Raw genomic sequence first — 25,215 nt, forward strand, 5'->3', positions numbered from 1 at the left:
ACAACTCATGTTAAAGCACAATCTTTTAATAGCCTTCCGAAATTTCAAGAAGTATAAGAGTAGCTTTTTGATAAATATCATTGGGCTTTCTTCCGGACTTACCTGTGTGCTTTTTATTCTGCTTTGGGTAAAAGATGAGACAAGTTTTGACAAGTTTCATAAAAATGAAGGGCAGTTGTTTCAGTTAATAACAAATATGCCTTTGGATAATCAACTATTGACTTTAGAAAATAGTCCGTTTTTAGTTTCTGAAAATATAACCAAGGAATTCCCAGAAGTAGAAGATGCTGCAGGAATAGGAGCTGATTTCTGTACCCCTAAGGGTATTTTTTCTGATGGAGATGTAAGTCAGGCTGCAACTGGCATTTTTGCGACTCCAAATTTCTTTGAAGTTTTTTCATTCCAGTTACTCGAAGGGAGTAAAGAGCAGGTATTATCGAATAAATATGGTCTTGCCATTTCTGAAAACTTGGCTACCAAGCTGTTTGGGTCAAATAAAAATGCAATTGGTAAGTCGTTGGATTGGAATTATGAATGGTCGGATGGTGGCGGCGATGTCAAGCTTACTGTATCAGGTGTTTTCAAAACTCCACCTAAAAACTCCACCTTACAATTTGAATATGTGGTACATTCTGATTTGCTTATCGATGATGATCGTAATGCAGGGGATTGGAACGGGCATTATGCGAAATCATTTATACTGCTCAAAGAAGGTACTGACATTGATAATTTTAATAAAAAAATAGAAGGATATTTAGTTAGCAAGAGAACAGCAGGTAAGTTCACTTTTAGTTCTTTTCTACAAAAATTTTCAGATCGATATTTAAAGAATCCATACGAAAATGGCATACAAGTTGGCGGGCGTATCGAATATGTGAACCTATTCGTAATTATAGCCCTGTTCATTTTATTGATCGCATGCATCAACTTCATGAATTTGGCTACAGCTCAAGCGAGTAGAAAAATGAAGGAAGTTGGGGTAAAGAAGGCAGTTGGTGCAAATAGAGGCTCGCTGATCATTCAATATTTAAGCGAATCGGTTCTATTGTCCTTTATGTCATTGATTTTGGCTTTGATTCTTGTAATTCTACTATTGCCACAATTCAATGCATTGACTCAAAAATCAATTGAATTTACTTTGGAATGGCCCGAAATAATAGGTTTGGTTTCTATCGTGTTGGCTACCGGGTTAATTGCGGGTAGTTACCCTGCATTCCGTCTTTCGAGTTTTAAGCCAGTGGAGGTTTTAAAAGGGAAATTACCTACCTCTTTTGGAGAGTTTTGGATGAGAAAGGGTCTAGTGGTTTTTCAATTTACATTGTCTATTATTTTCATTATTGGAATTGTTGTTGTCAATAAACAAATAGAATTTACCCAGAAAAAAAACCTCGGTTATGAAAGGAGTAATGTGGTACGATTTACACTAGGAAGTAATAATAAGCACCCGGAAACCTTCTTGTCTGAAATTAAGAATATTGCTGGTGTAGTTAATGTTGGTGCCATGAATGGAGACTTTTTAGATGGTCTTGACAATAATGGCGGCTGGTCATGGGACGGGCAGGAATCCAACAAAGGAATCTTGTTTCAAGCACCCCGACTTAGTTATAACGCTATCGAAACACTTGGCATGGAATTGCTAGCAGGACGGACTTTTTCCAAAGAGCGCAACGATGATTTCAACAAAATCATAATCAATGAATCGGCTTTGAAATTAATGGGATTGGAAAACCCGATTGGCAAAATACTTGATAAGGGTGATACCCAAAAACATGAAATAATTGGAGTTGTGAAAGACTTTCAATATGGTTCTATTCATAAAAAGGTCGAGCCACTCATTATCCGATTCAGGGAGTACGGTAGAGATATTATGGTAAAAATAGCTAGTGGTACCGAACAGGAAACTTTGGCAAAATTGGAAGATTTATTCGCTGAGTTTAATCCTGGTTACCCCTTTGATTATTCATTCTTAGACAAAGATTATCAGGCTTTGTATAAAGCAGAAAGTAGGGTCGCCGATTTATCGAACTATTTTGGGATTTTGGCTATACTCATATCCTGTTTGGGACTTTTTGGACTGGCCACCTTTACCGCTGAACGAAGAGCTAAGGAAATTGGAATTCGAAAAATCCTAGGTTCATCTATAATGGGAATTGTTACAATGTTTTCAAGTGAATTCATGAAAATGGTATTCATAGCAATAGTAGTAGCTATACCCATTGGATACTGGGCTAGCTTAAGATGGCTGGAAAATTTTGGATACTCAATTGATTTGCAGTGGTGGTATTTTGCTTTGGCAGGTCTTATTGCCATTTGTATTGCCATGTTCACGGTAAGTTTTCAAGCCATCAAGGCGGCAACCGTTAACCCAGTAAAAAGTTTACGTACAGAATGAGATAGGAGAAGAATTCAATCAAATCAAGAAACGAAAATCATGTTTAAGAATTATGTCAAAATAGCAGTACGAGGTATGGTACGTAGTAGATTGTTTACGGCAATCAACCTGATTGGCCTTGCAATTAGCATGTCTGTTGGTCTTTTGATAATCACTTTTGTTTCAGATTTGGTTTCTTATGACAACTTCCATGAGAACAAAGACAATATTTATAGAGTTCTTACATCAGATCAAAAACCAAATGAACCTTTGTTTACACTTGCTTCAACTTCGGTGAAGACTGGCCAATTTATTAGAGAGTCTCTTGATGAAGTTGAAGATGTCACAACACTAAGTCTGGGCTTCAACGGTGTTGCTGAAATAGAAGATAAAAAATTACCAGTTCAGGCCTATTGGGCGGATAACTCTTTTCTGAATGTTTTCACATTTCCTTTGATAGAAGGCAGTTCTATTTCGGCTTTAAAAGATCCATATTCTATAGTATTGACCGAAAAATCAGCTAACAAACTGTTTGGAAAGCAGAATGCAATGGGAAATACCATAAAGTTTGGCGATGATATTTATACCGTTACCGGAATACTAAAGGACATTCCAAAACTTTCCTATCTAAATTTTGAAGTGTTGGTTTCCTTTTCGACAGCTGAAGTTCAATTTTCCCATACAGATGGTAATTTTTTTAACTGGAATAATTTTTATGGAAGCTATACATATGTTTTGCTCCCAGAAGGATACGATCCTATGACTCTTCAGAGTAGTCTTGACCAGCTTTCAAGAATTGAAAATGCCAAGCTTAATGACCGAAATATTTCACTTTCCCTACAACCTTTAACCAAAATTTCTATTGCGGATTCCATTTCAAATGAAATAGGTCCCACAATCGATAGTTTTGCTATTTGGGTTTTAATCGGATTGGCTTTTGTCGTAATAGTTTCGGCATGTTTCAACTATACAAATCTATCTATCGCTCGAGCATTAAAACGCTCTAAAGAGGTTGGTGTTCGAAAAGTAATCGGAGCAAAACGTAGTCAGGTAGTAACCCAATTCATTATTGAATCCGTAGTAATTTCCCTTTTATCCTTGGTTTTAGCCGTGGTACTATTTGTTTTTTTGCGAGAGCAGTTTATCGCGTTACATGCATATATAGATCAGCTGGCTGTCATGGAATTATCGCCAAAATTGATAGTGTCATTTGTGTGTTTGGCAATTATCATAGGAATTATTGCTGGAGTATTTCCAGCTTTGTTCTTCTCAAAAATAAAAGTGCTACAAGTTCTAAAAGGATCAGCATCTTTACAGTTGTTTAAGCGAGTAAACCTTAGAAAAACACTGATTGTTGTGCAATATGTCTTTTCGCTTATATTCATAACCACCACGGTAATCGGTTACGCGCAGTACAAGAACTTTATTTCATTTGATCTTGGTTTTGATACGGAAAATATCCTAAATATTGAATTGCAGGGTAATAATGGGGATCTTTTGGCAGAAAAGCTCCAGAGGATACCTGCTATCCAAGATTTGTCAAGATCCAGTATAGTTACAAGTCTTGGTCGACAAAATAGGGTTCTTTTAAAGTATAATGACCCGAATGACTCTTCTGAGGTATTGGAGAATACGGTAAATGAAAACTACTTAACATTACACGGGCATAATTTTTTGGCTGGAAGTAATTTTAAAGAAACGAGTGGTAGCGAGGTAATAGTAAATGAAAAGCTATTAAAGAGGTTCAGCATATTTGAAAATGATCCTAACGAAGCCATTGGCGAAACGGTAATAGTTAATGGTAAAGAACATGTAATAACCGGTGTTCTTGAAGACTTTCATTATGAAAGAGCTGAAAGCCATATAAAACCGACTATCCTTCGTTTTTCCTCGATGCCAAAGGGATACATTAATGCCAAGATAATTACTGATAATGTACCTGAAACACTAGCTCAAATTGAAAGTGCGTGGAAAGAGTTGGATGAAGTTCGCCCATTAGAAGCAAAACTATATACCGATTCCATAGAAAAGGCTTTTAGCGCGGTATCAATGCTCATTAAGATAATTGGTTTTCTGGCATTTTTGGCCATCTGCATATCATCTTTAGGCCTATTAGGCATGGTCGTATTTACAACGGAAACTAGGCTTAAAGAAATCGGTATTAGAAAGGTGCTTGGTGCCGCTGGAGGCAGTCTTGTCTATTTGCTGGGTAAAAGTTATTTGATTTTACTTACAATAGCGGCATTGCTTGCTATACCCATTACTTATATCATCTTCGACAAACTTATTTTGACAAATATAGCTTATCCGAAAGCCATTGCACTAAGTGAATTGACAATTGGTTTCTTTGCTATTTTGATATTGGCTTTTCTAATGATAGGATCTCAGACTATAAAGGCAGTAAATACCAATCCTTCGAAAATTCTCAGGGATGAATAATTTAAGAAAAAAGTATCATGTTTAAAAACTATATAAAAATCGCTTGGCGGAACCTTTTAAAAAGAAAGGTTTTCACCTTTATCAATGTTGTAGGATTGGCCATTGGTTTTGGCAGTAGCATATTGATTTATCTGTTTTTGAATTATAACCTATCCTTTGATAATTTTCATGTCAATGGAGATAGAATATATCGCATAAATACCGAGCAACATAGAGATGATATTGAGTATGATCCCAGTGTACCACCAGCTTTTGCCAATGTTTTTCGTGAGGAGTATGATTATTCCGAAAGGGTAGCAAAAATTGCTTTTCAAGGTGGATTACTAATTGATATCGATGACAATGGATATCAAAAAAAACTAAAACAAGATGTTGCCTATGCTGAAGAAGATTTCTTTAACATATTCAGTTTTCCATTAATTTACGGGGGCACAGAAGTTTCTTTATCTGAACCAAATACGGCTGTTCTTACCGAAGCAATGGCTATCAAGATGTTCGGTCAATCGGATGTGGTTGGTAAAACATTCGTTTTGGAAAAGGACAAAACGATTACTATTACGGGTGTTTTAAAGAACTTTCCAAGGACCTCTCATTTCACAGACGAATTGTTTGTTTCTTTTGAAAACCTTATAGATATATTCGAATTTGCTGCAGGAGAAAATTGGGGAGGTATTACATCGAATTTGGAAACCTATACGCTATTAAAACCAAATCAGAATATTGCGAATATCGAGACGGCTTTATTGCAGCTTCCCAAAAAACACCGTCCAAATAGTAAAACTAGGCATCTTTATAAGTTGCAAAATTTAAGTGATATTCACTTTAGCCCTGATTATGGTGGCCTTGACCCTAATTTATTGTGGATTTTTGGAATCGTCGGACTGTTTCTTATTGTAATCGCCGGAATTAATTTCATCAACATTTCTAGCGCGCAAGCCTTTTATCGGTCTAAAGAAATAGGGATACGAAAAGTATTAGGGAGTTTTAAAACGCATCTATTCTGGCAGTTTTTAACGGAAACTTTTGTAATAAGTCTTTTTGCTCTTGGATTGGGATTGGTATTTGCCGCTTTGTTTCTACCTATGTTTAACGACCTTTTTAGAATTCAGCTCGAGCTAAGCGATTTGTTAAGCGTACAATTCTTCTCTTACATATTGACAATCTTGGTTGTAGTTTCATTTTTATCAGGAAGTTACCCCGGATTATTAATGAGTCGTATCGTTCCGGTATTGGCGCTAAAGGGCAAGTTAAGTCATAATGACACAGGAAGTTCTTCCACCCGGAAATTTTTAGTAATAGCCCAATTTGTGATATCCATTGTTTTAATTGCTTCCACTATAATAATATCAAAGCAAATTGATTATGCGGTCAATTCAGATTTAGGCTTTAATAAGGAGTCCATAGTAATGTTGCCCATTCCCAGTGATATTGAAGAAGAAAATTTATACAGCCTTAAGAACAGGATGAAACAAATCGCCGGAGTAGAAAATGTTTCCGGATGTTTGAGTAGTCCGGGTGCTGCCGAGAATAATTGGGGAACAGGGATACGATTTCATACAAAACCGGAGGTCGAAGAGTTCAATATTCAGGCAAAACTTGCCGATGAGGACTATATCGAAACGTTTGGTCTAGAACTAGTTGCAGGAAGAAATTTTTTCAAAAAAGATACATTGGATGAAGTTTTGGTCAACGAAAAATTGGCGAAAAAGTTAGGACTTGATTCATCTGAAGAAATGTTAGGTAAGCAAATTGCAGTTAATGGAGAAACGATAAAGGCTACTATTGTTGGAGTAGTTAAAGACTTTCATGACCAAAACTTTACCAGTGATATCAACCCTATTTTCATCGCTCCATATACCAATGCCTATGGTGAGATTGCGGTTAAAATGAACCCTCTAAATAGAAAACAAACCCTATCCAAAATAGATGAACGTTGGTCCGAAACTTTTGATGGCTACATTTTCGAATATCGTTTCTTAGATGACCGTGTTGCAGAGCAATATGAACGAGAGCAGCGGTATTTGTCCCTTTCCAAAGTATTTTCGGGTCTTGCTATACTCATAGGTTGCTTGGGGCTATACGGACTGATTTTGTTCTTTGTTGGGCAGCGAACAAAAGAAATTGGAATTCGAAAAGTCTTGGGCAGTAACGTAAGTAGTATACTGGCCCTGTTCTCCATTGATTTTTTAAAGCTGGTATTGATAGCTGGTTTAATTGCAACTCCGGTTACCTGGTATTTTATGAATGAGTGGCTGCAAGAATATACCTATAGAACGGAAATTCACTGGTGGTACTTCGCCATCGCGGTTCTTCTGATAATGTTGATTACAATGATTACCATAAGTTACCAAACCTTAAAAGTTGCATTTACGAGCCCAGTAAAAAGCCTCCGAACAGAATGAAATAATACGTAAAAAATCAATCAAAATCATCAATCATGTTTAAAAACTATTTAAAAATCGCTTGGCGAAACCTCTGGAAGAACAAAGGATATAGTGCACTTAATATTTTCGGACTGGCTATAGGCATAACCTGTGCCAGTTTGATATTGTTATGGGTTGAAGACGAAGTGAGTTTTGATAGTGTTTTTCCTAAGTATGACCAAGTATACTATGTACCGACAAACAATCAATTTGATGGCGAATGGCGTACGTTTTATGAGTCTTCTCCTGGACCCCTTGCAAAAGCAATGAAAGATGAGATTCCTGGAATTGTTGGCAGTTCCAGAACAATGGGGGAAAGTCTTTTGTTTACTATGGGCGATAAAGGGATTAATAGATACGGACGATTTGTAGACCCAGATTTTTTAAGCATATTCAGTCTTTCTTTTGTTGAAGGAAGTTTGGCCAACGCGTTTAAAGATTTTGATGCTATTGTTATTTCTAGTAAAATGGCAGCTCAACTTTATGGCCAAAACACGAGTGCTTTAGGCAAGGTAATTCTGGTCAATAACGATACAAATTACCGTATTACAGGGGTTTTTGAAGACTTACCGAGTAATGTGTCTTTTGGTTTCAATTGGGTCGCTCCATTTGAAAGACATGCAATAGGTAAAGAGTGGATGAAAGATTATCGAAATGGTTTTGCCGATACATTTGTGGAGCTTTCGCCGGAAGCCGATTTCGAAACGGTTGATTCCAAAGTACAAAAACTTATTCCCTCAAAAGTTGAAAACGATCCTAGTGAAAGATATGCCTTTTTGCACCCAATGAAAGATTGGCATCTGCGGTCTAGTTTTAAGAATGGAAAAAAAGTAGGTGGTCAAATTACCAACGTACGTTTATTTGCCCTAATTGGAATTATCATTCTACTCATTGCCTGTATCAACTTTATGAATCTTTCCACAGCGAGAAGCGAAAAAAGAGGAAAAGAAGTGGGCGTGCGAAAAGTTTTGGGCTCTGGCAAAAAAAGATTGATTACACAATTCATTGCTGAAGCAATGATTACTGCAGCTATGGCGACAATAGTAAGCGTAGTTTTACTGACAATTTTGCTGCCTCAATTTAATACCCTTATTGAAAAACAATTAGAATTTCGGCTTTTTGACCCAATACATTTACTTTCACTTTTAGGAATTACCCTAATATGTGGTCTACTTGCGGGTTGGTATCCCGCCTTTTACCTATCCTCGTTCAAACCCATAGCAGTAATCAAAGGAGTAAAAGCCAAAGGGGGAAGTGCTACCATAATTCGAAAAGGACTGGTTGTCGCACAATTTGTTGTTTCCATCATATTTATCATAAGTACTATCATTATCTATCAACAGCTACAACATGTTAAAAATCGTGATTTAGGATATCAAAAAGAGAATCTCCTCAGAATGGATGTAAATGGAGATATCATCAAAAATATCAAGCCTATTAGACAGGAAATGATTGCTTCGGGCGTGATTGAAAAAGTTGCCCTAATGAATAGCAATATTCTTGATGGAGGCAACAATAGATCGGGTCTGGAATGGGAAGGTGGTAAAAATACCGAGGAAGTGCTCGTTTCACAAAGGTATATTAGTTCTGATTTTTTTGATACGGCTGGGATAGAAATTATTGAGGGCCATGGATTTAATGAAAATTTTAGGGTGGATAGCACAAACGTGCTGGTTACGCAGTCTTTTGCAAAGCTAATGGGTCCAGGAAGTGCCCTTGGTAAAATCATTCGTAACGACGAAGACACCTACACAGTGATCGGAGTGGTGAAGGATTATTTATATGGTGACATGTATGGTACAAGCGACCCAGTCATGTTCTACAATAACCCTAAGTACACCTACCATGTATACGTAAAAGTTAAACCAGACATTGCATTAGCGGAAATTCTACCCATCATGAAAGGAGTGATGAAAAAGCACAACCCTGCTTTTCCCTTTGAATATGATTTTGTAAATGATTCTTTTAATTCCATGTTCAGAAGTGAAAAACTTATTGGTAACCTTTCGAAAATTTTTGCCTTGCTCGCCATAATCATTTCATGTTTGGGCTTGTTTGGCCTTTCCGCTTTCACTGCAGAGCAACGCAGAAAAGAAATAGGGGTTCGCAAAGTACTAGGGTCTAGCGTGGCTGGGATTGTACAACTTTTATCAAAAGATTTTATTCGTCTGGTATTGATTGCCCTCTTAGTAGCGATTCCACTAGCATGGTGGGGTATGCAAAATTGGTTGGAAAGTTTCGCGTACCGTATAGAAATCAATTGGTCGGTATTTGCAGTTGCGGGTTTTGCAGCTATTTGCATTGCTATGCTGACAGTAAGCTTTCAGGCTGTTAAAGCGGCAGTTGCCAATCCTGTCAAGAGTCTACGTACTGAATAATTCATCAATCAAAAAAATCATCAATCATGATTAAAAACTATTTAAAAATCGCTTGGCGGAACTTAACAAAAAACAAACAACAGACCATAATCAATTTGTTTGGGCTTACAGTGGGTACTGTAAGTTGTCTTACAATTTTACTATATGTTTTTAATCAAACGGGTTACGATGACCATCATGAGAATGTATCGTCTATTTATCGAATAACTTCCTCTTTCGATGGGTCGCAGCAAAATACCGATGATATAGTGACTGCGACTTCTTCGCCTCCTATAGCATTTGCAATGAAAGAGGATTTCCCTGAAGTTGAGGAAGTCACCCGGGTTATTCAGTTGGATCTGTTTTTTACGAATCTTTTGCGCTCAGCCACTAGCAAAGAGGGATCTTACGAACCTAGGGCTTATATGGCTGACTCCACTTTTTTCAATGTTTTTAACTACAAATTTTTAGAAGGTAATGCTGAAACAGCTTTGGATGAACCAGCAGATTTAGTTCTTTCATCAGGCTTGGCAAATAAACTTTTTGGAAATGAAAAGGCTTTGGGTAAAACCATTTTATGGGGTGCTGGTGAGAATCCTATGACGTTTACAGTTTCTGGGGTTTTTGATGAAAATTATAAAAAATCACATTTGAACCCTAATTACATTGTTGGTATAAATACTGCAGGTTTTGGAGGGTATGTGAGGGGAATAACAAACTTTGCGACCGAGAACTTTGCCTACAGCTATGTAAAACTAAAACCTAACATCGATGGTAAAGAAGTGGAACAAAAATTAGCTGGGTTTTTAGGGGCTAGAGGAGGCAAAGATCTTGATGATAGTGGAATCAAGAAAGTTTTGACTTTACAAAGTATTGCAAATATTCATCTTTACTCCAAAGGAATAAGGAATCAAATAGACTTAGTATCGGATATCCAATACCTTTATTTCTTATTGACTTTAGCTTTGTTTATTCAGCTAGTAGCTTGTATCAATTTCATTAATTTGAGTACGGCACGTGCTAGTAAAAGAGCTAAGGAAATAGGAATTCGAAAAGTGGTAGGTGCAGGTAAAAGTTCTTTGATAAGGCAATTTTTAGGAGAATCACTTCTTCTTTCATTATTTAGTGTACTACTTAGTATTCCCATTACAATGTTATTGCTGCCTTTTGTAAATGAAATAACACAGGGAGAGATAATTTATACCGATGTATTGAATTGGAAAATAGGTACTCTTTTGTTTGGCCTCGGAATTTTTACTGGCTTTGTCTCGGGCATTTATCCAGCCTTAGTACTTTCCTCAATAAAACCTATTAAAGTTCTTAAGAGCACAATTAATTTGCAGTCTGGAAGTGGTAATTTTAGAAAGGCACTAGTTATTTTTCAATTCGTAATATCAATTGCCTTGATAACTGCGGTCATTATCGTTACCCAACAGTTTCGCTATACCCAAAACAAAGACCTTGGCTTCAGTAAAGAAAACCTTTTAACGGTTCGGTTAAACCGTTTCGAGGAAACCAGCGCTTTTAGTGCCTTGAAATCCCAGTTTTTAACCATTCCAGGGGTTACAAAAGTTGCTGGGACGTTATATGCTCCATCTGAGATGATATTAATGGATCGGGGTTTGCATTTACCGGGAAAAAACCCCGAAAACAAAACCTTGGTAAAGCTTAATCTAATTACTGAGGGTTATTTTGAAACTATGGATATTACATTGCTTCAAGGACGTGACCTAAGGGAAGCTGACAATAATCAAATTATCGTAAATCAAGCATTGCTAAAGGCCTTCAACATATCCGAAGAAAATGCCGTTGGATCCAAACTATTATCTACATATGAACAGCAGACACAGGAATTTGAAATTGTAGGCTTAGTTGGGGATTATCACTATACTTCGTTAAAAGAAAAAATAGCTCCCTTAATGCTGGCGAAAAATAATGATCCTGGCTGGCTGGTCGTACAATCTAAAACTGACAACTATCAACAACTACTAAATAGCCTTGAAAATACTTGGAACAATATAGTAAAGGACACTCCTTTTACCTATGCCTTTGTTGATCAAGAAGTCGGTAAACTTTATGAAGAAGAAATACGACTGGGAAAAATTTCAGCAGTATTTACGTTTTTGGCGATTCTAATTAGCTGCCTCGGTTTGTTTGGTCTTATTTCCTACGTTGCAGAACAGAAGAAAAAAGAAATCGGAATTCGAAAAGTATTGGGAGCAAGCATTAATTCCGTAATAAAATTACTTACGAAGGACTTTCTTAAACTCGTTGGTATTGCCTTTTTAATCGCTGCCCCTGTCGCGTATTATTTTATGCAACTTTGGTTGGAGGGATACACCTATCGTATCGATATTCAATGGTGGGTTTTTGCTATGGCAGGTAGCTTTGCTTTGGTTATAACCTTGCTTACCGTAGGCTTTCAATCGATAAAATCTGCACTAGCCAACCCAGTAAAAAGTTTACGAACGGAGTGAAACAATTGAGCATAAAATGACTCTTTATATAAGAACGGACTAACAACTTAAATCATTATCAATCAAAATCGTCAATCATGTTTAAGAACTATCTAAAAATCGCTTGGAGGAACCTAGTTAAGAACAAGGGTTATACTCTTATAAATGTTGGCGGACTTGCCTTGGGAATGGCGGTAACCTTAATCATTGGTCTTTGGATTCAAGATGAGCTTACCTATAACAGCTATTTCCAAAACAAAACCAAAATTGCACAGGTATTTCAATCGCAAACCTTTAATAATGAAACCGGAACAGGACCAGCTATTCCGAGACCTTTGGAAAAAGCATTACGAGAAGGATACGGTGATAATTTCAAGCATTTGGTCATGGTTACTTGGACAGGTGACCGTTACCTGAAATATAAAGAAACCAATCTTTCAAGAACAGGTAATTGTGCTCAAAGAGAAACACCTGAACTATTGGATCTTCAAATTATTAAGGGAGAAAAAGATGGGCTTCGAGAAATCAACTCGATTATGCTATCCGAATCCACCGCCAAAGCGCTATTTGGCGACGAAGAACCGATTGGAAAGACAGTTCAGGTAAGTAACCAATATGATTTGATGGTCACTAGCGTATACAAAGATATTCCGGTAAATAATTCATTTAATGATACCGATTATCTGATTCCTTGGGAACAATATTTGGCCACCACAGAATGGGTAAGAAATGCTGAGGATAGCTGGGGCAACAATTCTTTTCAAATGTTCGTTCAAATGGCCGACAATGCAAATATGGATAGAACAAGCGAGTCTATCCGTAATGTAAAGAAAGATTTGAACGAGGATACGGCGGAATTTAATCCACAGATTTTCCTTTTCCCTATGGAAGAGTGGTATCTCCGTGGCAATTTTGAAAATGGGAAACAGACGGGTGGTCGCATCAAATACGTTTGGCTATTCGGATTTATAGGTGCTTTTGTACTTCTATTGGCATGTATCAACTTTATGAATTTGAGCACAGCACGATCCGAAAAAAGAAGCAAAGAAGTTGGAATTCGCAAGTCAATCGGCTCACAAAGAGGTCAATTGATTTATCAGTTTTTAAGCGAATCGTTCTTGGTTGTCCTATTTGCTTTCTTCATTGCCTTGGTGATTGTATTACTATCCCTAAACGGATTTAATGAGTTGGCCCGAAAAGAGATTGCCTTTCCATGGTCAAACCCTGTTTTTTGGGGTATTTCTTTGTTTTTCGTCCTTTTTACAGCTTTGTTGGCGGGCAGTTATCCAGCCTTGTATTTATCCTCATTTAAACCGGTGGATGTTCTCAAAGGAACTTTTAAAACTGGCCGTTATGCTGGTCTGCCAAGAAAAATACTGGTAGTGCTTCAATTTACGGTATCTGTCGCTTTTATTATTGGTACGGTCATCGTAATGGAACAGATTAATCATGCCAAGAATAGACCTGTAGGATATGATAAGGAGGGATTAATACAGATTCCTACCTTTAGCCAAGATTTTAGTGGAAAGTACGATTTGATGCGTACCGAGTTTTTAAGTTCCAATGCGGTTGTTGAGATGTCATCTTCCAGTAGTCCGACTACGCGAATTTGGTCGAACCGAGGAGGTTTTACCTGGGAAGGTAAACCGGAAGGCTTTCAAGAAGATTTAGCTTGGACCGAAGTTTCTCCGGAATATGCAAAATCATTGAATTTAAAGATTGTAGAAGGAAGGGATTTTTCTAGAGAATTCGCTACCGATTCTTTGGGAGTGCTCATCAACGAAACTGCGAAGAAGTATTTGGGCATGCAAAATCCTGTAGGTAAATTTTTGAAAGATGATGATGAGGAAGACCCGGGTCCGCCGTTAAAAATTATCGGTGTGGTTCAAGATATGATTACACAATCTCCCTATGAGCCGGTAAAACAAGGGGTTTATGTATATGACCGATTTAATAATTCTAGCTATTATAACCTTAGGTTGAATCCGGAGAAAAGCTCAAGCGAGAATATCGCGGTTGTTGAGCGGGTATTCAAAGAACATTTTCCAGATATACCCTTTGAGTATGATTTTATAGATGAGGAATATGGCGAAAAATTTGCTTCTGAAGAACGTATCGGCAGCTTATCAGGAATTTTCACAGCCTTAGCTATCTTAATTAGTTGTCTTGGCTTATTTGGACTCACATCTTTTGTAGCCGAACAGCGCACCAAGGAAATCGGGGTACGAAAAGTATTAGGCGCATCTGTGTTCAATGTCTGGAACATGCTCTCGAAAGATTTTCTAAAACTGGTGACTATTTCTTGTTTTATCGCGATACCCATATCTTATTATATAATGAATGGCTGGTTGCAAGACTATCCATATCGGGTAATCTTAGAGTGGTGGATTTTCTTGCTCGCAGTAGTAGGGGCAATGGGTGTTACTGTTTTGACGGTAAGTTTTCAGGCAATCAAAGCGGCCAAAGCCAACCCAGTAAAAAGCTTGCGAACGGAATAAAAAATAACTCCGAACAAGTTCCCTGCCCTTGGGGGAGGGCTAGGGAGGAGTTCAAAAATTCTCAATCATGTTTAAAAACTATTTAAAAATAGCCTGGAGAAATCTAAAAAGAGACCAGTCCAACTCGTTCATAAACATTGGTGGGTTAAGTCTGGGTATTGCCGCAACGCTTTTAATCGGCATGTGGGTTTACAATGAGTTGAGCTATAATCAAGAAATTACAAATTACAAGAGTATTGCCCAAGTGATGCAGAACCAAACTTTTGCAGGGGAAATAAATACTAGTAATAATCAACCAATGCAACTTGCCCCTGTTTTGAGAGACAAATACGGAGACCACTTTAAACATGTTGTTACTAGTTCCTTTACTAACAATAGATTGCTTTCTTATAATGAGAATAAAATATCTAGACCGGGCAACTTTATGGAACCAGGTATTACCGATATGCTCGGTCTGAATATGCTGGAAGGTAGCTACACAGCTCTCGAGGATCCTAGCTCTATAATCTTATCTAAATCAACTTCGGAAGCCTTGTTTGGTGATGAAAACCCTATTGGTAAAACCATAGAACTAGGAACGACAATGAAAGCTACAGTTGCTGGCATATATGATGATTTACCAATGAATAGTGATTTTAGAGATCTTACTTTCATTGCTCCATGGCATTTGTTGAAAACAACCCAAAATTATGAGGAACGACTTGGTTGGGGTAATAATTGGTTCCAAACCTTTGTAGAGACTCAGAATGGAAGTTCAATGAAAGAAATATCTGCGATAATAAAAAATGCAAAATTTGATAACATTGATGCAAGTTATCAGCGTACTAAACCAGAGGTTTTTTTACATCCAATGGATCAATGGCACCTTCATACAGAATTTGAAAATGGAATTGTTGTTGGAGGAAGAATAGAAATGATTTGGTTGTTCAGCATTATTGGTATTTTTATTTTGCTTCTGGCCTGCATCAATTTTATGAATTTGGCCACAGCACGTAGTGTAAAGAGAAGCAAAGAAGTAGGGATTCGCAAGACAATTGGTTCACAAAGAAAACAACTAGTATTTCAGTTTTTCGGAGAATCTCTGCTCATTGTTCTTCTGGCGTTTATACTATCAGTTGTTTTGACTATAGTCGTGCTTCCTTTTTTCAACACCTTAATTGAAAAGAGTTTGGGACTACCTTGGACCAATTCTTACTTTTGGTTGTTATCAATGGCTTTTATCCTTGTTACAGCCATTGTTTCAGGAATTTATCCTGCCATCTACCTTTCCTCATTCAAACCAGCCAAAGTGCTCAAAGGGGAAATAACCCGCAGTACCAAGGCTGGTAATTTTCGAAAGTCGCTGGTAGTCTTTCAATTTGCAATTTCCATAGCGCTGATTATCGCGACTATTACTGTTAATCAACAAATTCAGTATGCTAAGGAAAGACCCTTAGGCTATAATACCGAAAGAATGCTTTATGTACCAATCAATACGGCTGAGGTAATCAATAGTTTTGGTTCTCTACGGGAAGAATTAGTTGGGTTAAATGGTGTTGAAGAGGTGGCAGCTTCTGATGTTAGAATTACTGGAACCTATACAACGAATGGTGGCTTCAACTGGAAAGGAAAAGACCCCAACATGAGCGAAGAATTTAGAACGTTGAGAGCAACATATGGATTTGGAGAGATGGTTGATTGGGAAATTTTGCGAGGCCGTAACTTCTCTCGCGATTTCAAAAGCGATTCTTTGGCAATGATTCTCAATGAGACAGCCGTTGCTTACATGGGATTGAAAGATCCCATAGGTGAAATAATTCAATGGGGAGACGATGAAGACCATGAGCTGTTCAAGGTTATCGGTGTGGTTAAAGATATGGTTACGATTTCCCCTTACGAACAAGCGAAACCGAGTATGATGATCCTTCATTATGGGCGGTTTTTAAATTTTGTAAATATCAAACTTAAGGCAAGTAATGACACTAATTCAACTATTGCCCAAATAGAAAATGTCTTTGGGAAGTATGATCCACAAAGCATTTTTGATTATAGATTTCTCCAAGATGATTACGCGAATAACTTTGTTGAAGAAGAGAAAATTGGCTCTTTGGCTAGTATATTTTCTTTTATGGCAATTCTTATAAGCTGTCTTGGTATTTTCGGACTCGCTGCCTTTATGGCGGAGCAACGCACAAAAGAAATCGGTATTCGAAAGGTGTTAGGAGCGTCTTATTATCAGCTTCTGAGTTTATTGTCAAAAGACTTTTTGATATTGGTTTGTGTTGCTGCTTGTATTGCCATTCCATTAGGAATTTTTTACATGGGAAATTGGCTTGAAAATTATGATTATAGAACTTCTGTAAAATGGTGGATACCTGCAATATCGCTGGTGCTGGCATTGGGTATTACGCTACTTACAGCCAGTTTTCAAACAGTAAAAGTCATACTTAAAAACCCCGTAAAAAGTTTGCGAACAGAATAATAGAACGTATTAAAAACCTGTGATATGAAAACGATTAGATTTTTATTTGTCTTCTTAATAAGTACAGGGGTTTTAATTGCCCAGCAAAATGAAATTATTCCAGATTTAACCAAAGTAAACGACACTACTTTATGGAATCTTGATGATAGGGATATAATCAATACTACTCCAGTACATTTGAGTAAAGGTGAGGGAGATGGCATTCTATGGTTGAAATCGCTAAGCTTTGAAAATGGAACAATCGACCTTGATATAAAAGGAAGAGATGTAAGAGGTCAAAGCTTTGTTGGAATGGCTTTCCACGGATTAAACAGAAATAATTTTGAATTGGTTTACTTCCGACCTTTCAATTTTAAGAGTCCAGAGAAGAAGGGTAACTCGGTCCAATATGTTTCACTTCCTGAATTCACTTGGCAAAAGTTACGTCAAGAACATCCGGCAGTATATGAAAATGAGCCAAATCCAACTCTAGACCCGAATGACTGGTTTCATGCAACTATTGTGGTGAATCATCCTACAGTTCAGGTTTATATAAATAATTCAGATGAACCCTCTCTGGAAGTCGAACAACTAAGTAAACGTAGAAGCGGTTGGATAGGACTTTTGGTAGGAAGTAATTCAGAAGGGGAGTTTAAAAATTTAAGAGTTACTAAAGAGTAATATACGGATAGAGATCAATCAAAATCATCAATCATGTTTAAAAATCACATCAAAATCGCTTGGAGAAGTCTTAAAAGACAACCATTTTTTACATTCCTGAATATATTCGGACTTGCCATTGGTATGGCGGGCGGATTAATCATCGCACTTTACATTCATAATGAATTGAGTTATGATAAAATGTTCGCCGATGCAGAGCGCATTCATAGGGTAAATGCGGACGTAAAGTTTGGTGGAGATGAAAGTAAATCTGCAGAAACGGCTGCGCCAATGGCGGCAGTATTGGAAAATGATTTTTCTCAGGTGGAAATGGCTACCCGAATTAGAAATCTAGGGAGCATACTTATCCGAAGAAGTAATACAAACAACAACACCAAAGAACTAAATTCTGCTTTTGCTGATGCCAACTTCTTTGAAATGTTCGGTTTAGACCTATTGGCTGGCGATCCTGAAACGGCCTTAAAAGAACCCAACACTTTGATACTAACTAAAACTGCGGCTGAAAAACACTTTGGAGTAAGCAATGCTGTTGGGCAAGAGGTATTACTTGATAATTCAGACACCTATACCGTTACAGGCATTATTGACGATTTTCCTAAAAATTCTTTATTGAGAAACCATAGTGTTCTAATGGCAATGTCAGGATATGAAGATGCTCAGCAAAGTGAATGGGGCAGTCATAATTACTTTACTTTCATTAAGCTCATTCCCAGTGCGCAAATTGAGGATTTTCAAGAACCGTTACAAGGGATCGTTGGAGACTATTTGATACCATGGGTGCAAAATATTTACCCAGGAATTACAGAGGAGGCATTTAGAGAAACAGGAAATTATGTGAACTATTACTCAATACCCCTTACCGATATTCATTTATATTCGGAAGCAAGAATTGAACTGAGTGCCAACGGTGATATTCAGAATATTTATATTCTTTCATTTATTGGGCTCTTTCTGATATTATTGGCCAGTGTTAATTTCATGAATTTGTCTACCGCTCATTCGCTAAAAAGGGCAAAGGAAGTAGGTATTCGGAAAACTTTGGGGTCTAATAAATCTGGATTGGTAAAGCAGTTCCTTACGGAATCTGGGCTTATTTCCTTTATGTCACTCATAGTTGCGGTTGTAATAGCAATTGTTGCCATGCCCTTCTTCAATGAGCTTGCTGGAACGGAGATTGGCGTTCCTTTCGCAAATCCAATATTTTGGTTGGCTCTTCTTGTCGCTGCCTTGGTACTTAGTCTGTTTTCAGGATGGTATCCAGCATTTTTTATGTCTCGATTTATTCCGGTAAAGGTTCTCAAAGGATTGGGTAAAGGAAGTGTGGGAGGTGGTAATATTCGAAATTCCTTAGTTGTTTTTCAGTTCGCTATCTCGGTTTTCTTAATCGTAGGCACGCTGGTTGTTTTTAAACAACTTGACTATATTCAAAGTAAAGACTTGGGTTTCTCCAAAGACCAGGTTTTGGTAGTTCAAGATTTTTATGGAGCGGGAGAAAAAGGTCAGGCACTTCAGCAAGAAGTGCAAAAGTTAGCGCAGGTCGAGAGTGCTACGATAAGCAGTTTTCTGCCGACCCCATCTTCAAGGTCAGACTATACATACTTTAAGGAGGGATTTCCGAATCAAGAAGATGCGGTTAATATGCAACGATGGCTTGTCGATTATAACTACTTGAAAACCTTAGATATAAAACTGAAAGCGGGACGTGAATTCAGCAAACAACGAATTACGGATTCAACCGCTGTAATCATAAATGAAACTGCTGCTTCTCTTCTTGGATTGAGTCCCGAAGACGCTTTGGGATTGAGAGTTTCAAGTGACCTAGGAGATGAAAATGGAGAATTTTTTACCGTTATTGGTGTTATTGAAAATTTTCATTTCGAAACACTACGAGATGATATAGGTGCGCTTAGTCTAAGACTAGGGAGTTCAACGGGCAACATGGCAATACGTCTAAATGCAGGTGATTTTTCGAGTGCCGTAGCGGGAATTGAATCAGTATGGAAAAAGAACATACCAGAACAACCTTTTGCCTACAGCTTTATGGAAGATTCTTTTAATAATACGTATCAAGCAGAACAAAGACTTGGGCGTATTTTCATTGTATTTACGCTTCTGTCAATATTTATTGCATGTCTCGGTTTATTTGGTTTGGCTGCTTTCAATGCAGAAAAAAGAACCAAGGAAATCGGGGTAAGAAAGGTGCTTGGGGCAAGTGTAAGTCAAATTTCATATCGTCTTACAATGGACTTTCTAAAACTTGTGGGCATAGCAATACTAATCTCGTTACCTCTGGGGTGGTATGCCATGAATAAATGGCTGGAAGATTTTTCATATCGAATAGAAATTAGTTGGTGGGTTTTAGCGTTGGCAGGTTTATTAGCCATTGGAATTGCAATAGTTACGGTTAGCTATCAAAGTATTAAAGCAGCTATTGTCAATCCTGTTAAAAGCTTACGAACAGAATAAGTCTAATTTATATGAATACTGCTGTATAAATAATGGACACTTTTTGTAAAAATATTTTACAGTTGAGGTGTATATATTTTAACAAAAACAGCATAAGTATCTGATTGTAAAATAGTTAAATATGTGGCATGGAATTAGAACTGGGACGAATGTCTACTAAGGTAATCGCTTAGTTAAGAATGACATCAATCAAAAGGCTATCAGTCATGTTAAAAAACCACCTAAAGCTATCCCTTCGCAATCTTTGGAAAAATCGATTGCTGTCAATGCTCAATCTTCTCGGATTGAGCATTGGAGTTGGGAGTGTTCTGACGTTGATGTTTTCAGTTTATGCCTATTACATTGCGGATGCTAATATTGAAGACCAAGAGAATATTTATTACTTCAAGACAATTACCTCCGGAGGTGATAGTTATAGATCGAGTCCGTACCCTTTTATGGACAAGATAGTTGAGACGTCTCCTCAGGTAATTGCAGGCACTCATTTGCATGGATGGGACAATATCTGGTTGGAACGGGGTGATAAGGAACTACAAGAACAAACACACTATGTGGACCAAGAATTTTTCGAGGTTTTTTCGTTACCATTAAAATATGGCGATTCTGAAAGTGCTTTAGAAAAAAAATATTCTATCATCCTTACAGATCGGGTTAGTCAAAAGATTTTCGGAGATAAGAATCCGGTTGGAGAAAAGCTTATAGGAGCTGATTCTTTGAACCTTACTGTAACCGGGGTTTTTGAGCCTATTAGTCCGTACTCTTCTTTTCGATTGGGAGTAGTCTTGCCCAACGAATTATTAAAAGAAGATCCAAATTTTGTCTCGCAAATCAATTGGTCAAATAGTTTTTCACCAAATTTTTTAAAACTTAGTCCAGATACCGACATCGCCCAATTGGAAAACCATGTCAATCAACTGATGCGCGAAAATTACGCTGACCCTACGATAATCTCCAAGTTGCAAGCGATGCCCTATGCTGAATTACGGATGGATATGATACCCGTGGTCAAGATTATCATCAACGGCTGTATCGCTACCTCATTTTTTGTGTTGCTTATAGTTTTGGTCAATTTGTTGAACTTGAATACTTCGACGATGTTCCGTCGAACTAAAGATATTGCTGTTCGTAAGGTATTGGGGGGTACTAAACAGAATGTCATTGCACAATTTTGTTTGGAAAACGGCATTTTGGTCTTTGCTTCGATATGTATTTCCGGTATTTTATTTCTAGGAATTTTAGGCCCCAAACTAAATGATATTTTTGGTGCTGAATTTGGTAAGATTTCTTTTTCGTTTGCAAATGATTATCCAGTAGTGATAGGTGCTATTGCCCTGGGTTTTCTGGTAACATTGGTAATAGGGATACTCCCCACCCTACGCTTTATTTCAGTTCCGGTTTTAACGGGAATCAAAGGGAAAATAGAAGATATCAAGAGTAATTTCTTTTTAAAGAATTCTTTTATCATTCTCCAATTTACTATAGCTATTCTATTCATTTGTATTGCAATTATCTTGAATAGTCAAATCGGCTACATGAAGAATGCCGATGTAGGTTTTGAACGTGAAAACGTAATCGTTGGAAATATCGATTTGGAATATAAAAACCTCAAGGTGGCCAGTTCTAAGTTTGAAGCCTTATTGAATGATCTAAAAGCCAGTCCATACGTTAAAAGCGTTGCGACAAGTGAGTCAATTCCATCCGACTATTTTTTTAATTATACTACGCACTACGATACTGAAACGGGCAAAGATGTACGTGTTCGACGCTCCCATGCTGATGCTGGCTATTTAGAAACACTGAAAGTGCCTATAGTAGCTGGAAGGAATTTTGATGAAAACTTAGACAATCAAGAGAATAATCCGGTTATCATAAACCGCAGTGCGATGAAGGCTTTCGGTTGGAATTCTATAGAAGGAAAGCGTTTGAAGTTTAAAAATGATGACTTTGAAGGTTATCCGATAGTTGGAGTGATGGAAGATTTTCACTATCAAGATTTGCAGAATGCCGTAGAACCTTTGGTACATTTTTATCGTGAAAAGAATGATTTGGGTGCTCATCGTTTTCTATCAGTTCGTGTTATAGAAGGCCAGGAAAAAGTGGTTGAAAATATGATTGCTTCAGCTTTTGAAAAAATAGATTCCCGTAGAAATTATGAGCAAGCTTATCTAAGTACGAAAGTAAGCGGTCAGTATCGTTTGATTGAAGGAATGCTGACCACGGTGAATGTAGTGGCTTTGTTGACCATTTTCATCTCGTGTTTGGGCATGTTCGGGCTGATTTCGTTTATGGCAAAAAGACGAATTAAAGAAATAGGTATTCGTAAAGTTCTTGGGGCCGGAGTACTCAAAATAGTTGTCTTGTTATCCAAAGATTATATCATTTTGGTAGGTATCGCCGCTTTGATTGCTTTTCCCATGGCATGGTATCTCATGAATGCCTGGTTAGGCAGTTTTGCCTACAGCATTTCGATACAGTGGTGGATGTTCGCTCTAAGTGGTCTAATTGCTTTTTTAATTACCAGCTTTACCTTGGGTATTCAAGCCGTGAAATCAGCTTCCGTGAATCCTGTAAAAAGTTTAAGAACCGAGTAATAAGTAAAAAATAAATCCCCTCCCTTTTGAGGTGGGACCAAATTCATCAATCATGTTAAAGAATTATATCAAAATCGCCTGGAGAAACCTAATGAAAGATAAAGTTTTCACTGGATTAAATGTAGTTGGACTCTCAGTTGCGTTTGGAGTTGCCATCTTGTTGTCTATGGCTGCTTTCTTTGACCTTTCATATAATAACTTTCATGAAAATGGAGATAGCATTTATCAAGTGTATAATACCCAACAAACTTCTAAGGGTCCCGAAGCAGGAACTAGTCAGGCGGCACCCTTTGCGGAAGCATTGAGAACTGAGGTTCCCGGAGTTGAAAGAATCACCCGTTATCTAGAAGATGAAGCCTTGACAAGTTATGGCGAGAAAGATATCAATTTCGATGCGGTATGGGTCGATGCTGCTTTTTTCGAGATGTTCACTTTTCCATCGCTAGAGGGTATCAAAAACAACCCTTTGGCTGATAAATCCTCAGTGGTCGTTACTAAAGAGACGGCGAAGAAACTTTTTGGTAATACCGATGCCATTGGTCAAACCATTACTATTTTAATTGATGGGAAGGAAGAGCCTTTTACCGTAGCATCTATGGTAGGAAATCATAATACACAAAACAGCTTAGAGTTTGAAATGGCGATTCCCTTTGAAAATCATGCCGGTTATGCAGAAAGTAAAGAAACTTGGAATGCACAGTACCACGAGGTCTATTTGCAATTAGAAGATGGAGTTGCTGCACAACAATTCGAACAAAATACACGCTCTTTTGTTGACCTGCACTACCAAGAAAGTATTGAAAACCTTAAAAGGGATGGGGCTGCAGTTGATGCTGATGGAAGATATTTTCAAATTGGCTTATTACCGCTCAAGGATATTCGTTTTACCAGTTTTAGAAAAGGATATGCAGAAGTCACTAGGGCTGCCCCTTATCTGATTCTCGGGGTAGCATTTCTGATTTTGTTGATTGCTGGTGTGAACTTCATTAATATGAGCATAGCTAAAAGCTCGCAACGTTTGAAAGAAATAGGTATGCGAAAGACTCTTGGAGCTCAGAAAAAGCATTTGTTCTTTCAGTTTTGGAGCGAAAGCCTCTTTGTATTTACAGCGTCACTAGGTATTGGTATACTTTTGAGTTCATTGTTAATCGATGAATTTAGAACGATTTTTCGAACGAGTATTTCTTTAGAAATGTTGACATCCCCATTGGCGCTCTTCGGAATTTTTATAGCTACATTTTTGATAACACTGTTAGTAGGAGGATATCCCGCTTTATTATTAAGTCGGTTGGGAACAATTCAATCCCTTAAGGGAAAGTTGGAAAGTTCGGGGAGCAATCGTGTTCGAAATGCCCTAATGGTTCTTCAGTTTGGTATTGCAATTTTGTTGATAAGTGGCACATTGGTGATGTGGAGCCAAGTAGATTATATGCGAAATAAGGACTTAGGATTCGATAAGGAACAAGTGCTTTCCTTTCCTGTAGATGGAAAGAAGAACAGTTATCAAGCTGTTCAATTGTTGAGAGAAGAACTTGCTGGAAACCCTGATATTTTAGCAGTTACAGCTTCAGACAGTAACCTTGGTCGGGGAAAAGATGGAAGTCAGTCAACCAGTGTTTGGGGTTTTGATTACAAGGGTAGGGGTATCCGAACTAATGCTTTGACAGTCGATTATGATTACTTTGAGGCTTTGGGTCTTGAACTCATCCTAGGACGGTCTTTTGATAGAAGCAATACCGGGGATACCCAAAGTGTAATTATCAACGAAAGCATGGCAAAAGAATTGGGAGAATCGGACCCGCTTACGGCCTTTCTTCCAATGGGCGATAGTCTTCGTTCTCCGATTATTGGCGTAGTAAAGGATTATAATTTTCAGGATATTTCAAGAGCAATTGAACCATTGACTTTTTTCTTGGATAGGGAATCTGGTTTATCATATGCTTTCGTCAAGGTGGCGCCGGTAAACATGGCACGTTCTTTTGATGCAATAGAAAACGCATGGAAAAAGATAGAACCGAACTCCGCATTTCTCGGCTCGTTTTTAGATGAGAACATCGATAACACATTCGGAAGGGAGAAGAAGATGGCAACCATGATTACTTCAGGCTCGATTGTCGCAATTGCCTTGAGTTGTATTGGACTATTTGCCATGTCATTATTAATCGTAGCACAACGCACGAAGGAAATTGGCGTTCGAAAAGTGTTAGGGGCAAGTGTTACTTCAATTACCGTACTCTTGACAAAAGACTTTTTGAAATTAGTGATAGTAGCTTTTCTTATTGCCACTCCAATAGCTTGGTGGTTTCTTAGACAATGGTTGGAGAATTATGCCAATAAAATTGACTTGGGTGTTTGGTTTTTTGTGGCTGCAGGTCTTTTGGCGATTGTCATTGCCTTATTGACGGTAGGTAGTAGAACCATAAAAGCCGCCTTACAAAACCCAGTAAAAAGTATACGAACGGAATAGTTCATCATCAATCAAAGCTAAAGAAT

At 37.7% G+C, this 25,215-nt stretch carries 11 protein-coding genes; all 11 read left to right on the top strand.

All coding sequences use genetic code 11. The features are described from left to right. The first annotated feature begins 7 nt into the window (after positions 1–7). Positions 8–2,392: an ABC transporter permease gene (locus tag FEE95_RS20810; protein ID WP_138659972.1), complete on the top strand. Its 2,385-nt coding sequence runs from the start codon at positions 8–10 to the stop codon at positions 2,390–2,392. A 39-nt stretch (positions 2,393–2,431) separates the two neighbouring features. Then, positions 2,432–4,810, top strand: a complete 2,379-nt coding sequence (locus tag FEE95_RS20815; RefSeq protein ID WP_138659973.1) for an ABC transporter permease — start codon at positions 2,432–2,434, stop codon at positions 4,808–4,810. A gap of 17 nt (positions 4,811–4,827) precedes the next feature. Next, positions 4,828–7,212 carry an ABC transporter permease gene (locus FEE95_RS20820; protein ID WP_138659974.1) on the top strand — a complete coding sequence of 795 codons (2,385 nt, stop codon included), beginning with the start codon at positions 4,828–4,830 and terminating at the stop codon, positions 7,210–7,212. Between the two features lie 35 nt (positions 7,213–7,247). Further along, positions 7,248–9,611, top strand: a complete 2,364-nt coding sequence (locus FEE95_RS20825; RefSeq protein WP_138659975.1) for an ABC transporter permease — start codon at positions 7,248–7,250, stop codon at positions 9,609–9,611. Between the two features lie 26 nt (positions 9,612–9,637). After that, positions 9,638–12,067, top strand: a complete 2,430-nt coding sequence (locus FEE95_RS20830) for an ABC transporter permease (protein ID WP_138659976.1) — start codon at positions 9,638–9,640, stop codon at positions 12,065–12,067. A gap of 77 nt (positions 12,068–12,144) precedes the next feature. Then, on the top strand, positions 12,145–14,544 hold the full coding sequence (locus FEE95_RS20835) for an ABC transporter permease (RefSeq protein WP_138659977.1): 2,400 nt from the start codon (positions 12,145–12,147) through the stop codon (positions 14,542–14,544). Between the two features lie 67 nt (positions 14,545–14,611). Next, entirely contained in the window at positions 14,612–17,005 is a 2,394-nt protein-coding gene (locus FEE95_RS20840; protein WP_138659978.1) for an ABC transporter permease, read from the top strand. A 24-nt stretch (positions 17,006–17,029) separates the two neighbouring features. Next, complete coding sequence (locus tag FEE95_RS20845) at positions 17,030–17,665, top strand: 3-keto-alpha-glucoside-1,2-lyase-like domain-containing protein (RefSeq protein WP_138659979.1); 636 nt, start codon at positions 17,030–17,032, stop codon at positions 17,663–17,665. Between the two features lie 33 nt (positions 17,666–17,698). Then, positions 17,699–20,131 (top strand): ABC transporter permease, encoded by a 2,433-nt coding sequence (locus FEE95_RS20850; protein WP_138659980.1) that lies wholly within the window; start codon positions 17,699–17,701, stop codon positions 20,129–20,131. 206 nt (positions 20,132–20,337) lie between these two features. Continuing rightward, a complete protein-coding gene (locus FEE95_RS20855) occupies positions 20,338–22,722 on the top strand; it encodes an ABC transporter permease (RefSeq protein WP_138659981.1) in 2,385 nt (794 codons plus the stop codon). Positions 22,723–22,774: 52 nt separating this feature from the next. Beyond that, positions 22,775–25,189, top strand: a complete 2,415-nt coding sequence (locus FEE95_RS20860) for an ABC transporter permease (protein WP_138659982.1) — start codon at positions 22,775–22,777, stop codon at positions 25,187–25,189. The last annotated feature ends 26 nt before the right edge of the window (positions 25,190–25,215 follow it).

The organism is Maribacter algarum (ex Zhang et al. 2020) (assembly GCF_005885635.1).
GTDB lineage: Bacteria > Bacteroidota > Bacteroidia > Flavobacteriales > Flavobacteriaceae > Maribacter_C > Maribacter_C algarum.

Excerpts from the sequence above, each read along its gene's own strand:
- FEE95_RS20810 (WP_138659972.1), top strand. The coding sequence starts at position 8 with ATGTTAAAGCACAATCTTTTAATAGCCTTCCGAAATTTCAAGAAGTAT.
- FEE95_RS20815 (WP_138659973.1), top strand. The coding sequence starts at position 2,432 with ATGTTTAAGAATTATGTCAAAATAGCAGTACGAGGTATGGTACGTAGT.
- FEE95_RS20820 (WP_138659974.1), top strand. The coding sequence starts at position 4,828 with ATGTTTAAAAACTATATAAAAATCGCTTGGCGGAACCTTTTAAAAAGA.
- FEE95_RS20825 (WP_138659975.1), top strand. The coding sequence starts at position 7,248 with ATGTTTAAAAACTATTTAAAAATCGCTTGGCGAAACCTCTGGAAGAAC.
- FEE95_RS20830 (WP_138659976.1), top strand. The coding sequence starts at position 9,638 with ATGATTAAAAACTATTTAAAAATCGCTTGGCGGAACTTAACAAAAAAC.
- FEE95_RS20835 (WP_138659977.1), top strand. The coding sequence starts at position 12,145 with ATGTTTAAGAACTATCTAAAAATCGCTTGGAGGAACCTAGTTAAGAAC.
- FEE95_RS20840 (WP_138659978.1), top strand. The coding sequence starts at position 14,612 with ATGTTTAAAAACTATTTAAAAATAGCCTGGAGAAATCTAAAAAGAGAC.
- FEE95_RS20845 (WP_138659979.1), top strand. The coding sequence starts at position 17,030 with ATGAAAACGATTAGATTTTTATTTGTCTTCTTAATAAGTACAGGGGTT.
- FEE95_RS20850 (WP_138659980.1), top strand. The coding sequence starts at position 17,699 with ATGTTTAAAAATCACATCAAAATCGCTTGGAGAAGTCTTAAAAGACAA.
- FEE95_RS20855 (WP_138659981.1), top strand. The coding sequence starts at position 20,338 with ATGTTAAAAAACCACCTAAAGCTATCCCTTCGCAATCTTTGGAAAAAT.
- FEE95_RS20860 (WP_138659982.1), top strand. The coding sequence starts at position 22,775 with ATGTTAAAGAATTATATCAAAATCGCCTGGAGAAACCTAATGAAAGAT.